Below are 15,803 nucleotides of genomic sequence, written 5' to 3' on the forward strand. Positions count from 1 at the left end.
TCCTGTTGATGGGTGGTTACGGAGAGTAATGGGGTTGATCGTTCACGATCCGCATTGTTTCTTCGCGTCGTCCGGCAGTCCGGCCTCGGTGGAGGAAATGAACTGCGGTACGTCTTTGGTCAGGCCGTCGATCTCGGTGGACAGCCGCGTAACCTGACGTATTTTCGCGTCGTCAGGATTGACCTCGCTCGCTTCCTTGAGAGCGCTGGTGAAGTTGCCGACCTGAATGTTGAAGTCCTGAACCTTGACGTTGATGGTGGAGATCGCCGCTTTGAGCCTGGTGATCTGCTCCTCCAGAGTTTTCACCGCCTTCTGGTTTTCCGCGTGGCTCTGCTGTGCCGCCGCAAGCTGGCGGCGATTGTTTTCGAGCTGGTTGCGAACGCCTTCAAGAGCCGCCCGGGCATTGTCCAGACGTGGCTGCGCGATGCGGTATTCCCTCTCCGCATCCTTCATCCAGCCGAACGCCTTGACGGCGGCGTCACCGATCTGGCAAATTCCCGGCAGGAAGAAGAGGACGCCGCTGCATATTTTTACTCTCTTGGCCTGCTCGTCCATTTCCCTGCGGGCTTTTTCGAAGGTGGCCTGACGCGCCCTGACGTTCTCGCTCTCGGACTGAACCAGCTCCTCATAGCCCTTCACGCTGGTTTCGGACTGCACCACCTGCCGCTCCAGCTCAATCTGCAGGTACATGGCCTGCCCCAGCGCCTTCTCGCGGTCGGCGCTGAGCTGCTGTTGCGCCGTCAGATGTTCCATCAGGCACACGGATCGGCGGCCGAGCAGTTCGCGGCTCGCTTCCGCCTGCTCCAGTTTCGACTGGAAAGCCGCCGTCTGCTCGGCGGTGAGGGTTGCCGCGTTCGCAATGGCCGGCTGGCCCATGGACGGGATATCGAATTGCATCGCGATGGCCGCAAGGCCGGCAAGAAAAACATGCTTAAGTTGCATCATTTCAACCTCCTCTGGAGAATTGGGGATGAATAAAAGGCATGACGGGCTCTACGCGCCGCCCGGCATCGCTGCCGACCGTGCCAGAGACATGGCAGTAACATTCGGGTGTCATGTGGTTTCGGATGCATCTTTCGCGACGCCGTCAATGCCTAAAAAGCAACCATCAAAGATTGTATTCACGGCAAATGGACGAAAGATTTCGCATCCATGGCTTCATTAAATTATGCAATAAAAACAGTAGATAATGTCATTGTCAGCGTCACCTTCACAAACCGTCTCAAAAGGGAACACATTTTAACGCGCCCCTTAACATTCAATTTATGAGAGTATTTTTTAATACCGCGCAACAGAGCCTCGGGGGAGTGCAACAAAATGCACGCATCTTCCGGAGCGGAACCTTTCGGCTGTCACGCCTGCCCCAAGCAGCCGTCGTCAGCGAGCAGAACTCACGTTTTCGAATTCGCCATAAAGTAGCGAAGAGCAAAAAACCACGGGAGAAAGGTATCCGGAAAAGCAGGCGCTCCAGTTTCAAAGACGCACCCCAAAAGGGACTTCGTCCGGTCTCAGCCGGACGTGCTTCGAGAGAGGCTGGGCTTACTTGCGAACCGCATCCTGAACGATGACGCCTTTGGTGATGCTGTCACCCATCTTTGCACCCACATATCGGCCGTCTTCAAACAGGAGCAGCGCCTCGTCCGCGCGTTCGGAGACTTCGGCGCTTTCGCCACCGTCATGTGCGCCGTCGGCCTCGGATCTGTTCATGGCGGGCAATTTACGCTGGCGGCGGTTCAGGCAGTTGTCGTTCCACCTGGCTGGGCATCCAGCCGCAGGACACGCGCATTGATCGACTGGCTGGAACTGGAAGATACAGCGCAGCGGCACCCGCCAGGCGGCGATAATCGCGAGCGGCCGTGGAGCCTGAATGGCTGGCTTATTGCGGCAATCGAGACGCTCGCCACGGCCTATCTCACCGCGGCTTCGCCATGGGAAATCTCCCCGGCAATGGAGGCATCAGGCGAAGAAGCTATCGGAACAGACGCCGTTATCGACGGTGTGAGCTGGTCACTGCGGCACGCGCAGGACTTGTCTTTTCTTTCGGAGGAGATGCGGATGTTCCTTGGGCATGCGCCCGGTTTCCCCATCCTGTTGGACTTGCTGTCGGCCGCGAAAACAGGCGCTTGCGATGCGACGGGTTGCGCGTTCTCCCGCAAGGCGGCGGCACGGGCCTATGGGATCAGCCGCGCTCACGTCACGGCCATGCTTGCCAGGGCCGAGCGGCTGAACATGCTGAAGAGAAATGGATCAAGAATAGTTCTGAGCGATCTGACATTGCACAACGTCCACCGCGATCTGGCCTATCAGCTGGCATTCGTCATTTTGTGGTCGGAGATAGTGAAAACCTCACGATCTCAATCTCCCGATACTCCGGAGAGCCTGTCCGGCCGGAATACCTCCAGCAACCCGTGATAGGGTTTGACAAGTGGCGTGGCATAAGCGCCGCGCTTTGCGGTTGACAGCCCCATGGACACCAGCGATTCCGCCTGTTTGACGGCCGCTGCAACGCCATCGACAACCGGCACGCCGAATTCATCGCGCAATTCGGCGGCAAGGTCGGCCATGCCGGCGCAACCGAGCACGATCGCCTCCGCCCTGTCCTCTTTCAGCGCGAGCGAGATTTCCTCCCGCAGCCTTTCACGGGCGTTCGAGCCGGGATCTTCCAGCGACAGGACAGGAATATCGGCAGCGCGCACGTTGCAGCGGGCGGACATGCCGTAACGGTGGACGAGATGTTCCAGAGGCAGCCGTGAGCGTTCCATCGTTGTGACGATGGTGAATTTCTGCGCGATGAAGGCGGTAGCGGAGACCGCCGCCTCGCAGATGCCGATAACGGGAATATCGGCCAGAGCGCGGGCCGCATCGAGCCCGGTATCGTCGAAACAGGCGATGACCGCCGCGTCGGCTCCCAGCGCCGGGGCCTTTGCAAGCTCCAGCAGGAGGCCAGGCACGGCGAAAACCTCGTCGTAATAACCTTCGATGGAGACGGGGCCCATGGAGGAGGTGACGGCCAGTATCTCCGTATCGCGGCCGGCTATCCGCGTCGCCGCGTCGGCGATGGTCGCGGTCATGGATTGCGTGGTGTTGGGATTGATGACGAGAATGCGCATTTTACGTTTCTTTATCCGCGTGAATGACGGCGATTGAGCGTAACGATCAGGCCAAGCGTGGCCGCAATCACCAGGAAGGAAAACAGGGTTGTAACAGCACCGAGCGCATAAAGCACCGGCGTCGTGACATTGGTGGTCATGCCGTAGATTTCCAGCGGCAGCGTGTTGTAGGTGCCTGACGTCATCAATGTACGGGCGAATTCGTCATAAGAAAGCGTGAAGCCGAACAGGCCGACGCCGATCAGGCTCGGCGCGATCATCGGCAGCACCACATGGGCGAAGGTCTGCCAGGAAGACGCGCCGAGATCGCGGGCAGCTTCTTCATAGGACGGCGAAAAGCGGTTGAAGACGGCGAGCATGATGAGTACGCCGAAGGGCAGCGTCCAGGTGAGATGTGCCCCGAAAGCTGATGTATACCATGAAGGTTCCAGTCCAAGCTGCTGGAAAAGAACACCAATTCCAAGAGAAATGATGATCGATGGCACCACGAGGCTGGCGACCGACAGGTAGAATAGCGGCGTCGCGCCGATGAACCTGCGCCGGAAGGCAAGGCCCGCCAGCAGCGACACGAGCACCGTGACGGCCATGACCATCAGCCCGAGGCCGAATGAGCGGCGGAAGGAGCCGCCGAAATCGCCGACCGCCTGCTGTTCGAAGAGATTGCCGAACCAGTGCAGCGAAACGCCGTTCAGCGGGAAGGTCAGGCCGCCATTCGGCCCCTGAAAGGCGAGGATGAGGATGGCCGACAGCGGGCCGTAAAGAAACAGCACGAAGAGGGCGAAAAAGAAGGCGAGGATGTAGAATTCGCGGCCGCGTTTTTCCTGATGCATGGGATTAGAGCTCCTTGCGGATATCAACGATGCGCAGGATGCCCGCGACCATCAGCAGAACGAGAATGAGCAGAATGACGGCGTTTGCGGCGGCCGCCGGATATTGCAGCAGCGACATCTGGTTCTTCATCATCAACGCCACGGAAGCGCTTTGCCCGCCGGACATGACCTGAACCGTCGAAAAATCCGCCATCACCAGCGTCACGACAAAGATGCTGCCGATGGCCATGCCGGGTTTGGCAAGGGGAATGATGACGTTCCAGAGTGTCTGCCAGCCCGTTGCACCGGCGTCACGCGCCGCCTCGATCAGCGATTTGTCGATGCGCATCAGCGTATTGAAGATCGGCGTGACCATGAACAGCGTATAAAGATGCACCATGGCCAGCACCACGGCGAAATCCGAATAAAGCAGCCACTCAATCGGCGCGGGCACGATGCCGGCGCTAACCAGCGTGCTGTTGACCAGCCCGTTGCGCCCGAGAACGGGTATCCAAGAGATCATGCGGATGATGTTCGATGTCAGGAACGGCACGGTGCAGATGAGGAAGAGCACCATCTGCATGGTGGTGGTACGAATGTGAAAAGCGAGGAAATAGGCGACCCAGAAACCGCAGAACAGCGTGATGGCCCAGACGACGGCGGCATATTTCAGCGTGTTGAGATAGGTCTGCCAGGTGACCCACGAGCCGAGCGTTTCCAGATAGTTGAAGGTCACGAAATCGGGATACATCTGGGCGAAGTCATAGTCCCAGAAGCTGACGACGGCGATCATGAGGATCGGCAGAGCCAGGAAAAAGCCGAGGATCAGCAAAAGCGGAGCGGCCTGCACATAGGATACGAGCTTTTGCGGCAGCGCGAAGCTGCGGGGCGGCCTGTCCTTTTTGTCGCTGACGCCGATGAGTCTGACCGTCACCATGGTGGAGCCTTTCGCTGGATTTAGAGATGCACCGGCATTGGCCGCCGATAAGACTATTTACGAGGCTCCCTCCACCCTCCCGTCATCCTCGGGCTTGACCCGAGGATCCACAACCCGGCGTGACCATGGATCCTCGGGACAAGCCCGAGGATGACGGCGGAGAGGTTTGAACGCTCTGTCGTTCTCAAAACCGGCGGCCTTCACCGCCGGCTTCGTCCTTCAAAAACATCAGGCCGCGATGAATTCGTTCCAGCGACGAACCATGTAGCGGTCCTCGTCCATGACGGAGTTCCAGCATGCGACCTTGCCCATGCGCTCCTCGAAGGAGCCGCCATCGCGCACCGCACCGGCCTTTTCCATGACCTTGCCGTCAGGCGCGATGATATCGCCCTGCGCCGGCTTGCCTTCGACCCAGTAACCCCATTCGTCGGCGGACATATGTTCCTTCGCCGTTTCCATGGCGGCAGAGTAATAGCCCTGGCGGTTGAGGTAAGCGCCGACCCAGCCGGAGGTGTACCAGTTGATATATTCGTAAGCCGCATCGAGCTTGGCGCCGGAGAGGTGCTTGGCAAGGCCAAGACCGCCACCCCAGGAGCGATAGCCTTCCTTCAGCGGCTGATATTTGCAGGCGATGCCCTTGGAACGGACCGCCGCGACGGCCGGCGACCACATGGACTGGATGATGACTTCGCCCGAGGCCATGAGGTTGACGCTTTCGTCGAAGCTCTTCCAGAAGGCGCGGAACTGGCCGTCCTTCTTGGCCTTGATGAGGAAGTCGATAGTCTTGTCGATCTCCTCCTTGGTCATGTTGCCCTTGTCGGCATATTTGATGTTGCCCATGGCTTCCATGATCATCGCCGCATCCATGATGCCGATGGAGGGGATGTTGAGAATGGAGGTCTTGCCCTTGAACTTCGGGTCCATGATATCGGCCCAGCTGGAGATATCGCGGCCGACGAGATCGGGGCGGATGCCGAGGGTGTCGGCATTGTAGATGGTCGGTACCATGGTGAAATAATCGGTCTCGCCCTTGGCAAATGTCTTGTCGCCGGGCTTTTCGACGAAACCGACGGTGTGCGGGGCCGTGCCCTGCGCCACGACGCTGTCCGGCTTCAGCTTGCCGTTTTTGAACAGCGGCACGATCTTGTCGTAATATTTCAGCTTCTTGATTTCCATCGGCTGGATGACGCCCGCCGGATAGACCTTCTTCAGGATCCAGTATTCGATATCGGCGATATCGTAGGAATTCGGCTGGGTGACGGCGCGCTGGGCGGCCGCATCCGAATCCGTCGCCGTCATTTCGAGCGTGATGCCGAGATCGGCCTTGCACTTTTCGGCAATGGCGTTGAGGTTCGACACACCGGTGCCGAACTGGCGGATGGTGATCGGGTTCTGCGCCCAGATGGTCGGGAAGCCGGTGATGAGGCCGGAGCCGATCGCCGCACCCGTGGCTGCAGCGCCCGCCTTCAGGAGGCCGCGGCGGGACAGGCCCTTTTTGCTGTTGGTGGTATCGGTCATTTCAAAGTTCTCCTCTGGTTATTTTTGGGGTCACTTCTCTACCCGGCCGAGCACGATGGCATCGGCCGCATTCCATGAAAGCGGTATGGCGTCGCCGGTCCTGACCGGGTTTTCGAAGAAGGCGGCATCGCTGAGGATGACGTTGAAATCCTCGATGCCCGCGCCGGTTACGGCGATCTTCACGCTTGCGCCGCGATATTCGACATTCGAGACGATGCCGGTAAAGCCGAGGCCCGGCTGGTCTGCTTCACCGACGCGGACGCGGTCGGTGCGCACGGCGATATCGACCGCGCCGTCATCCGGGGCGACGCCGCTTGCCGTAAAAGTGCCGCCGCCCGCCACTTCGAGCGTGACGAGATCGTCCGTTTTTTCCCGGTAACGCCCGGAAATGACATTGTGGTCGCCCATGAAGCGGGCAACGAAAGCGGTGGCGGGACGCTCGAACACCTCGCGCGGCGTGGCCGCCTGTTCGATGCGGCCGTCATTCATGACGACGATGATATCGGCCAGCGCCATGGCCTCTTCCTGACTGTGGGTGACGTGAACGAAGGTAATGCCGAGCGAGGTCTGCAGCTTCTTCAGCTCGGCGCGCATGCGGATCTTGAGGAACGGGTCGAGCGCCGAAAGCGGCTCATCCAGCAACAGCGCCTCGGGATCGGTAATCAGCGCACGCGCCAGCGCCACGCGCTGCTGCTGGCCGCCGGAAAGCTGGGCCGGCCGGCGGCTGGCATAGGGTTCGAGCTGCATCAGCCGCAGCATTTCGAGCGCCTTCGCCCGGCGGCTTTCCCTGTCCACGCCCTTCATCTTGAGGCTGAAGGCGACATTGTCGACGAGATCGAGGTGCGGAAACAGCGCATAGGACTGGAACATCATCGCCGTGCCGCGCCGGGCGGGCGGCAGATCGGTGACGACTGTATTGCCTAGCCGGACATCGCCGCTGGAGATGCTTTCGTGGCCGGCAATCATCCGCAATGTCGAGGTCTTGCCGCAGCCCGACGGGCCAAGCAGGCAGCAATAGCTCCCGGCCGGAATCTTCAGGCTTATCGCATGCACGGCGGTGGTGTTGCCGTAAATCTTGGATACGGACGCGATGTCGATTGCTGCGGCTTTGCTCATAAACACTCTCCTGCGACGTCTTTGTCATGCAGGAGGCGTGCCAATCCGCTTAGCCATTGATGTAAAATGATATTTTTCTGCGCTTTGGAGACCCTTGCGCGGACCTGCCCAATTTTACAGCGATTGTTTTCGATTCATTGCAGAAATTGTATGCAATCTGAAACCCGGAATGTCCCGCGCTTCACCCGGCCTTGAACCGGTCGAAAGCGGTGAGATATTTGACGGTGGGATCGGCGTCCCAGCGGTAGATTTCGGTCCGCAGGAAATGCAGTTCCTCTTCGAGCTTTTCCTCCGGCAACTCCACCCACCAGGATTTCGGCCGGCCATCGGAACCGTCCGACCAGCGATAGCCCCGCTTTTTCAGATGATCCTTCATGTCGAACGGGCTGTTTTCCGCGTAGAGGCGCACCCTTGAGCGCCGGCTTGCCTCATCAAGTTCGGCAAAGGGCGTGCTGCTCTGGCCAGGGCGCGTCTGCTCCAGCACCTCCAGCAGGGCGAAACAATCGTCCACCGCGCGATGGCCATCGTGGAAATAGCCGGATTGCCCGATCAGATAACCGAGCTTGTTGCCCTCGAAACCACGCGTGCGCCAGTCTATTTCCGAAACGGAGCAGGCCCATGCCTTGTCCCTGAAGATCGTCGAGAAGGCCTCGCAAAAGGGGCGGTCGAAACCGGCATTGTGGGCGATGATCAGATCGACATGGGCAATAAGAGAGGTCAGCCGATCCATGTCTATCGACTGTCCCGCGACCATCTCGTCGGTAATACCGGTCAGGCGGGTGATTTCTTCGGGAATGGCGATACCCGGCTGCCGCAACCCGCCATAGATGCCGGTGACATCGCCGATTGTGCCGTTATCGTCGAATGTGAAGGCGATGACGCCGATTTCGATGATCTCGTCGGTGCGATGGTCGAGACCCGTCGTTTCCGTATCGAGGATCACACCCTGACGGGCGAATTCCGGCCTTGGCCGATCGACGACCGCGCGCGGCTGCAGCCGGCGCAGGACACGATAATTGCCGGTGGATTCAAGATGTGCCGCAAGGGCTTCATCGTCCATACCGGTCTTTGCGGTCGTTTCGCGACCACCGGCTTTTCGCCCTCTTTCAGCCTGCGGAAGCCGCGCTGCCGCGGGTGCGAAAAAATCCAACTGGGAGGTCATTATGCGCCTGTCCGCCTTGCCCGGAAATCAAGATTGAGTATTCCAACATATGCGCACAGACTCACAGTAACAACAGCGGTCGCTCTCATCCACAGAAACGGCATATCTCACGGGGTACAGTTAAGGGTTGCGGCTTCAATTTACGATGGTAAAAAAAGCGCACCGTTCCCGTGTTTCAGGAGAGAAGAAGAATGCCGCTTCCATCGCCTTCCAACCCGAAAACGCTCGCTGACCAGAGCCGGCTGAAACTGTTTCCGCTGCAAAGCGGGCCGCATTTCGCCAATGCAGGCCTCACCAACGGGGCGAGCGGCATTGTCTTTACGGGCTATACGCGCGATGCGAGCCTCGACAATGAAGCCTTCTCCTGCTGCGGCAGCTACACCCTGCGCAATTCCGTCCACGCCGCGATTGCCGGCACGACAAGCGACAATTGCACGGTCTTTGCCCTGAAGAGCATCATCAACCAGCGCCCGTGCCTGGCGGTCGGGAAGTTCGACCCGGATGGCAAGCCGCTGGCATTGTCGAAGTCGGAATTCGAAGAGGTCACCAAACCCCTGTTCCAGTTCGCGGACAAGGTTTCGCCGATCCTCGGCAGCGAACCGGCGCCGGGTATCCAGGTCCGCAGCGGCAACGCCTCCTATAATTATCAGGTGGACGCACGCAGCGGCCGCTTCCGCTTCACCTACAAGGACGCCATGAACGGCGGTCGTTTCGGACCTTCGGCCGACGGCAATTTTTCCCTTGAACATGACGGCCATCGCCTCGCCAGAATAAGCGCCGGCGGCAGCTATAGCAGCTCGGACAATTCAATTGCCGCCTCGGCCTATCGCGACATCGAATCCCGCGGCTTCGAAACGACGGTGCGCAGCGGCCAGGCTTCCGCCATGTTCGGAAGAACCTACACGGAAAGTGCCATTACCCGCAAAATCGGCGTCGGTTACGGCGACACCTCGTTCCGGCGCGAGGATACGCCGGGAGGAACGATCAAGGAAACCCTTGGGCACAAGCTGGACAAGGTCACGCTTGAAGTCTCCCGCACGCGTGACCGGGCGAAGGGCACCGAATATATGCTGACCATCAAGATGGAGCTTTGAGGCTTCGGCAAGCGGAGCGGCCGCGACAGCGGTTCCTCAGGAGGCCTGCCTGTCGAGAAGGTTTTCGCAATTGGCCGGATTGCCGATGATCTCGCTCGTCCTGACGATGGAGGCGGCATCAGCGGTTATCTTGATGATGCAGTCGCGGCGATGTTCCTTGATCTTCATGCCCTCGGTTTCCGAGACCTGCGCCTGCCCGTCGACGGTCTTGATTTCGCGCCTGTTGCTGAGGCCGGCATAGGTCTCCCTATCGACTTTCAGCCAGTAGGATTCGGTTTCGCCGTTTTCGATGATGACCTTGTTCGGGCGGCCGAGTCGGGCGATTGCGGCCTCGCGCGGTTGCCCCACGAAACCTGCGACAGTGCGGGAAATCTCCGTCTCGCCGGCGCTGGTGCACGCCGCAACGACGACCAGCACGGCCGCCAGACATCCCCTTTCAAGCCATCTCATTTCCACATCATTCCCTACAAAACGTCACCGGCCCCGGTTGTCGGCCAGCGTCCGGGGGCAAATCTAGGCACGATCATTTTGCACGGAAAGATGGAACGGCCGCAAAGCCGATCAACTTCTTATGATCAGCCCTGTCGCGGGAAGCCGATTTACCGGTCCGGCGCGCGCCGCTTTTACCTGTTGCGGAACACGGTGCAGGGAACGCCCGCCCGCCGGATATCGCCACAAAGCGCATTGGCTTCGGCTCTGGTTTCCCGGCCGATGCGAGCGGCGTAACGCGGCCGCGAACCGAAATTGCCGCCCCGCTGCCGCACGATCAAAGCCCGCTCGGCATTTAGCGGCTCCGAAAGCTGCAGGATCGCCCGGGTGAAAAGCCGGTTCGCCACGGCCGGATTATAATGCGCCGCAAGCTGCACGCCCCAGGGCGCCCAGTCGGCCGATGCAATGAGAACGGGATCGTTCATGGTGCGGGTGTCGGCGAGACGCACGCAGGCATCGAGAAAGGAACGGTTGTCATCCAGCGCCGGCGCCGCCTTTTCCGGCGGATTGTCCTTCCATGTCTCCACCGGATAACCGGTGATCGCGAACACATAATCGCGGGTTTCGGTGGGCAGGCGACCGTTGGCGATGAAGTTTCGCAAGCCCGCCTCCCCCGCATTGTAAGCTGCGGCGGCAAGGCCGAAATTGCCAAACTGCACGTTCAATTCGGAGAGATATCGGGAAGACGCCTCAAGCGCGGCGATGATGTTGAAACTGTCTTCGAGACCGCGCAACCGCGCCGTTCCCGGCATGAACTGGGCAATGCCCTCCGCCCCCTTCGGACTGACCGCATTGGGCCGGAACAGGCTTTCCCGCCAGATCAGCCGGGCGAAATAATCCGGCGGAACGGCATGGCGGGCGGCGAGAACCTCGATGGCATGGCAAAGATCGTTATTGTAACTGCCGGCATTGATGCACAGGTCCGGCGCGACATCATGAGTATAGGCGCAAGCGGCTTTTTCCCCGGCAGGCTCTTCGGCTCGCGCCGCGCCGAAGGCTGCGGTCAGCAGACACAGGGCAAGAGCCATGCGGCTTGTCGATATCCCTGCCAAGCGAAAGCCCCCGAAAATTCCAGACGCGATGTGCCGATTATCGGCCAATCCGGAAGATATGCCCAGCTTTCCGGCTTGTCATCACGTATCGAACATCGAATGGACTGGCGTGACCGGATGGGGCGGGGACGGCGGGCAGCCCCTTTCAAGTCAGTAATGGAGGGCCAACATTCTCTCGACGTCATCCTCGGCCCTGTGCCGAGGATCTAATCACGTCGAATAAAATCAATACGTTGCAGATCCTCGGGACAGGCCCGAGGATGACGTCGGCGTGATTGGCTCGGCTTGCTGAGGCCTCACTCTAGAAGTCCTGCCACTCCTCATGCTTGACGGCAACCGCAGCGGAACCGCGCGCCGCAAGCGAGCGGGATGCGCTGCGATGCGAGCTCACCGGCGCGGATTGCTGCTCGAAGCCGCTGCGCGCAGAGGCGGAGGAGCGCGGAGCGTCCTCGAACCGGAATTGCCCGAGAAGTTCGAACAGGGCCGCCGCTTCCCGCGCAAGGCTGTGGCTTGCGGCGGTCTGCTCCTCGACCATGGCGGCGTTCTGCTGGGTGCCCTGATCGACGGTGTTGACCGCCTGATTGATTTCCGCAAGCGCCGTGGACTGTTCGCGCGCGGCATCGACAATCGCCACGACATTGCTGTTGATATCCCGCACCTGCTCGGCGATTTCCTGCAGGGCCGAACCGGCCCGGGTGACGAGGCCGACGCCGTTTTCCACCTGCGCGCCGGAGGCATTGATCAGGCTCTTGATTTCCTTGGCGGCCGTTGCGGAACGCTGCGCGAGTTCGCGAACCTCCTGCGCAACCACGGCAAAACCCTTGCCCGCCTCACCCGCGCGGGCGGCTTCCACGCCTGCATTCAATGCCAGAAGATTGGTCTGGAAGGCGATTTCGTCGATCACGCCGATAATGTTGGAAATCTCGCGCGATGATTTTTCGATCTGGTCCATGGCGCCGATCGCATCGCGCACCACCTGCCCAGAATGTTCCGCATGGTCACGGGCACGGGCGACGATCTTGCCGGCCTCTTCGGCGCGGCGGCTCGAATCGTTGACGGCGGTGGTGATTTCTTCGAGCGCGGCTGCCGTTTCCTCGATGGAGGCGGCCTGCTGCTCCGTGCGTCTGGCGAGATCGTCGGCAGCGGACCTGATCTCGTTGGAACCGGAAGAAATGGCGCCGGCATTTTCAGACACCAGCGTCATGGCCCTTTTCAGCTTTTCCGAAGCCGCGTTGAAATCCGTGCGCAATCTTTCAAGCGAAGGGATGAAGGGTTTGTCGATGCTCTGGGCAAGATCGCCCTCGGCCAGATCGGTGAGGCACTGCGCCAGCTTTTCGACGTTTTCGACGCGGCCGGTCACGTCGGTCGCGAATTTGACGACCTTGAACACCTTGCCGTTAAGATCGAAGATCGGGTTATAGGACGCCTGAATGAAGACCTTGCGGCCGCCCTTGCCGAGCCGCATGAACTCATCCGCCACGAGATCGCCGCCGGCCAGCCTTTCCCAGAACTGCTTATATTGCGGCGACTGCGTATAAGCCGGTTCGCAGAACATGGAATGGTGCCTGCCCTGCACTTCCGCCAGCGAATAACCGAGAGCGGCGAGAAAATTCTCGTTTGCGGTCAAAACCTCGCCGTTCGGGGAGAATTCGATGATGGCCTGCGCTCGTGACAGGGCGTCGATCTTGCCCGCATCTTCCGCCGCCTTCAGCTTGCGGTCGGTAATATCGGTGGCGATCTTGACCACCTTCACCGGCTTGCCGCGACGAAACACCGGATTGTACGACGCCTCGATCCAGACTTCCCGGCCGCCCTTGCCGATACGCTTATATTGCCGCTGATCGAACTGGCCGGCCGAAAGCTTGGACCAGAAGGCCTTGTAATCCTGCGAGGACACGACCGCAGGTTCCACGAACATGCTGTGGTGCCTGCCGACGATTTCCGAAAGCTCATAACCGAGCGCCCGGCAGAAATTCTCGTTGGCGTTGAGAATTTTTCCCGAAAGATCGAATTCGATTATGGCCTGGGATTTGGAAAGCGCGGCGAGAACCGCAAAAGCATTGGCACCACGATCAAGAATACTCACGCGCGTTTCTCCGATGGAAAGGGATGATTCCTATTCAAAATCATTCGTGAATATTATGATTACATTATTAAATAATATTTAAGGATAAAGTTGATGTTCGTCATCTGAAGTTGCAGATACCGTGACAGTGTGTTGCCTGCCGGTTTTTCTCGCCGCCGTTTTTTTGGGAACGTTCGGCGCATGGTCGCATTCTATACCGAATGGGGAACCGGCAATGGCCGGCGAATTTCCGCGCCGGCTCGATGACGATTTCAATTTGGGAGGAACACACAAATGGAAAAGAACACGATCTGTATCTGGTACGACAAGGATGCCGAGGCCGCGGCCAGATTTTATGCCGAAACCTTTCCGGATAGCGCGGTAACCGGCGTTCACCATGCGCCGAGCGACTATCCCTCCGGCAAGAAGGGAGACGTGCTGACGGTGCAGTTCACCGTGGCGGGCGTTTCCTGCATCGGCCTCAATGGCGGGCCGGTCTTCAAGCAGAGCGAGGCTTTCTCGTTCCAGATATCGACCGAAGATCAGGAAGAAACCGACCGTTACTGGAACGCCATCGTCGGCAATGGCGGTGAGGAAAGCGCCTGCGGCTGGTGCAAGGACAAGTGGGGCGTTTCCTGGCAGATCACGCCGCGCGTGCTGATGGACGCCATGGCCGCCGGCGGCGCGGAGGCCAAACGCGCCTTCGACGCGATGATGGACATGAAGAAAATCGATGTCGCCGCCATCGAGGCTGCACGTCGCGGTTGACTGGCGAAAGCTGTTCAGCAGCAGGTAGCGAGGCGGGCCAAAAACAGGAAGATACTGATAAATAATTCTAAATTCCGATTTTCCGTATTTATCGCACTTTTTTCGCCGCGCAGAATGGGCTGCGCGGCCAGTCATCATAAAACGTTCAACAAACTGTAAGCCATCCGTCAAAGACGGCTGTTAGCAGAGCCTCCGTGGCTTCGTGCCGGGGACTTGGAGTCCTTGCCGAGCAGGCCATCATTCCATCAACGGGGCTCAACTCATGAAATCTTCCGCTCTGACTTCCTTCGTGGCCGGCGTCGCCATCGCCGCCGCCTTCGGCGCCACCGCCGCCCAGGCAGAAAAGACCAAGTTCGAATTCTGGTACGGCCTTTCCGGCGATCTCGGCGACCGCGTCCAGGAAACCTGCAAGAAGTTCAACGACTCCCAGGCCGAATTCGAGATCGTCTGCACCTCGCAGAACGATTACGAATCCACCCTGCAGAACACCATTGCCGCCTATCGCGCCAAGAAGCAGCCCGCCATCACCCAGATTTATGACGCCGGCACGCTGGACATGATGCTGTCCAAGGCTTTCGTTCCCGCCAAGAAGCTGATGGCCGACAATGGCTACAAGATCGACTGGAACAATTATTTCCCCGGCATCGCCAATTATTACGCCACGGCCGCCGGTGAGCTGAACTCGTTCCCCTACAACTCCTCCACCGCTGTCTTCTATTACAATGTCGACGCTTTCGAAAAAGCCGGCATCACCTTCAAGCCCGACACCTGGGAACAGGTTGAAGAAGCTTCCAAGAAGCTGAAGGCCGCCGGTTTCGAATGCCCGCTCGCCTTCAACTTCGACACCTGGATGCTGATGGAGCAGTTCTCCGCCATCCACAACCAGCCCATCGCCACCAAGGCCAACGGCTATCAGGGTCTGGACGCGGAACTGACGATCAACAAGACCAAGTTCGTCGATCAGGTCAAGTTCTTCAAGAAGATGCAGGACGAGAAGCTGTTCGTCGTCAAGACCAAGCAGCTCGGCATGGACATCCTGCCCGCCTTCACCTCGCAGACCTGCCAGATGTTCATGTCCTCGATCGCCAGCCACGGCACCGTCGGCAAGTCCATGCCGGAAGGCGTCAAGTGGGACGTCGCCATGCTCCCGGTCTGGAAGGGCACGGAGCGTCACAACTCGCTGGTCGGCGGCGCTTCGCTGTGGGTCATGGCCGGTCGTCCGGACGCCGAATACAAGGGTGCTGCCGCATTCCTGAACTTCATCGCCCAGCCTGACATGGTTGAGTGGTGGTCGACCGTTACCGGCTACATCCCGGTTACCAAGACCGGCTTCGACGCCATGAAGGCCAACGGTTTTTACGACAAGGCCCCCTATAAGGGCCGCGAAAAGGCCATCGAAAGCCTGACCTTTACGCCGCCTTCCGAATATACCCGCGGCATTCGCCTCGGCGGTTTCACGCAGATCCGCAAGGAAGTCGCCACCTCGCTCGAAGCCATCTTCATGCAGAACGCCGATATCCAGGCTGAACTCGACAAGGCCGTCGAGCGCGCCAATACCGGCCTGCGCCGCTTCGAAAAGACCTATGAAGGCGCCAAGCTGAACTAAGCGTTTTTTCATCGCCGTCAAAGGCCTGTCCGGACAGTCGTTCGGGCAGGCCCGCCGAAATCTCGAACCCTGCCGGA

The 15,803-nt window shown here is 59.4% G+C and carries 15 protein-coding genes; 4 read left to right on the forward strand and 11 right to left on the reverse strand.

The window, feature by feature from the left end; all coding sequences use genetic code 11:
* Positions 1 to 42: 42 nt before the first annotated feature.
* The gene (locus tag L904_RS14345; RefSeq protein WP_035261888.1) at positions 43 to 945 is read right to left on the reverse strand and encodes a hypothetical protein; all 903 of its coding nucleotides are present in this window, start codon (positions 943 to 945) and stop codon (positions 43 to 45) included.
* A gap of 594 nt (positions 946 to 1,539) precedes the next feature.
* Positions 1,540 to 1,707 (reverse strand): hypothetical protein, encoded by a 168-nt coding sequence (locus L904_RS27780; RefSeq protein WP_155272865.1) that lies wholly within the window; start codon positions 1,705 to 1,707, stop codon positions 1,540 to 1,542.
* Positions 1,708 to 1,785: 78 nt separating this feature from the next.
* Between L904_RS27780 and L904_RS14350 the strand changes: the two genes are divergently transcribed.
* Complete coding sequence (locus L904_RS14350) at positions 1,786 to 2,412, forward strand: hypothetical protein (RefSeq protein ID WP_059775504.1); 627 nt, start codon at positions 1,786 to 1,788, stop codon at positions 2,410 to 2,412.
* Here L904_RS14350 and L904_RS14355 read toward each other — a convergent pair.
* The 6 genes from L904_RS14355 to L904_RS14380 all read right to left on the reverse strand — a co-directional run bounded on the left by L904_RS14355 (position 2,355) and on the right by L904_RS14380 (position 8,652).
* The gene (locus L904_RS14355; RefSeq protein ID WP_035261960.1) at positions 2,355 to 3,110 is read right to left on the reverse strand and encodes an aspartate/glutamate racemase family protein; all 756 of its coding nucleotides are present in this window, start codon (positions 3,108 to 3,110) and stop codon (positions 2,355 to 2,357) included. The two genes, L904_RS14350 and L904_RS14355, sit on opposite strands and share 58 nt — an antisense overlap.
* An 11-nt stretch (positions 3,111 to 3,121) precedes the next feature.
* The gene (locus tag L904_RS14360; protein ID WP_026372407.1) at positions 3,122 to 3,940 is read right to left on the reverse strand and encodes an ABC transporter permease; all 819 of its coding nucleotides are present in this window, start codon (positions 3,938 to 3,940) and stop codon (positions 3,122 to 3,124) included.
* A 4-nt stretch (positions 3,941 to 3,944) separates the two neighbouring features.
* Positions 3,945 to 4,856, reverse strand: coding sequence for an ABC transporter permease (locus tag L904_RS14365; RefSeq protein WP_020811720.1), 912 nt, complete (start codon positions 4,854 to 4,856; stop codon positions 3,945 to 3,947).
* Between the two features lie 228 nt (positions 4,857 to 5,084).
* Positions 5,085 to 6,374, reverse strand: coding sequence for a PotD/PotF family extracellular solute-binding protein (locus tag L904_RS14370; protein ID WP_020811719.1), 1,290 nt, complete (start codon positions 6,372 to 6,374; stop codon positions 5,085 to 5,087).
* A 30-nt stretch (positions 6,375 to 6,404) separates the two neighbouring features.
* Positions 6,405 to 7,490 carry an ABC transporter ATP-binding protein gene (locus tag L904_RS14375; RefSeq protein ID WP_020811718.1) on the reverse strand — a complete coding sequence of 362 codons (1,086 nt, stop codon included), beginning with the start codon at positions 7,488 to 7,490 and terminating at the stop codon, positions 6,405 to 6,407.
* Between the two features lie 181 nt (positions 7,491 to 7,671).
* Positions 7,672 to 8,652: a 3'-5' exonuclease gene (locus L904_RS14380; protein ID WP_035261963.1), complete on the reverse strand. Its 981-nt coding sequence runs from the start codon at positions 8,650 to 8,652 to the stop codon at positions 7,672 to 7,674.
* A 191-nt stretch (positions 8,653 to 8,843) separates the two neighbouring features.
* Here L904_RS14380 and L904_RS14385 point away from each other — a divergent pair, with 191 nt between their 5' ends.
* Positions 8,844 to 9,746, forward strand: coding sequence for a hypothetical protein (locus L904_RS14385; protein WP_020811717.1), 903 nt, complete (start codon positions 8,844 to 8,846; stop codon positions 9,744 to 9,746).
* Positions 9,747 to 9,782: 36 nt separating this feature from the next.
* Here the strand turns inward: L904_RS14385 and L904_RS14390 are convergent, their stop codons facing one another.
* The 3 genes from L904_RS14390 to L904_RS14400 all read right to left on the reverse strand — a co-directional run bounded on the left by L904_RS14390 (position 9,783) and on the right by L904_RS14400 (position 13,373).
* Positions 9,783 to 10,196, reverse strand: coding sequence for a hypothetical protein (locus L904_RS14390; RefSeq protein WP_020811716.1), 414 nt, complete (start codon positions 10,194 to 10,196; stop codon positions 9,783 to 9,785).
* A 173-nt stretch (positions 10,197 to 10,369) separates the two neighbouring features.
* Positions 10,370 to 11,263 (reverse strand): transglycosylase SLT domain-containing protein, encoded by an 894-nt coding sequence (locus L904_RS14395; protein WP_031234163.1) that lies wholly within the window; start codon positions 11,261 to 11,263, stop codon positions 10,370 to 10,372.
* Positions 11,264 to 11,588: 325 nt separating this feature from the next.
* Entirely contained in the window at positions 11,589 to 13,373 is a 1,785-nt protein-coding gene (locus tag L904_RS14400) for a PAS domain-containing methyl-accepting chemotaxis protein (protein WP_020811714.1), read from the reverse strand.
* 273 nt (positions 13,374 to 13,646) lie between these two features.
* Between L904_RS14400 and L904_RS14405 the strand changes: the two genes are divergently transcribed.
* Positions 13,647 to 14,120 (forward strand): VOC family protein, encoded by a 474-nt coding sequence (locus tag L904_RS14405; RefSeq protein ID WP_004432877.1) that lies wholly within the window; start codon positions 13,647 to 13,649, stop codon positions 14,118 to 14,120.
* 262 nt (positions 14,121 to 14,382) lie between these two features.
* Complete coding sequence (locus tag L904_RS14410; protein ID WP_020811713.1) at positions 14,383 to 15,726, forward strand: extracellular solute-binding protein; 1,344 nt, start codon at positions 14,383 to 14,385, stop codon at positions 15,724 to 15,726.
* The last annotated feature ends 77 nt before the right edge of the window (positions 15,727 to 15,803 follow it).

This window comes from Agrobacterium sp. LY4 (assembly GCF_001526585.1).
Classification (GTDB): Bacteria; Pseudomonadota; Alphaproteobacteria; order Rhizobiales; family Rhizobiaceae; genus Agrobacterium; species Agrobacterium leguminum.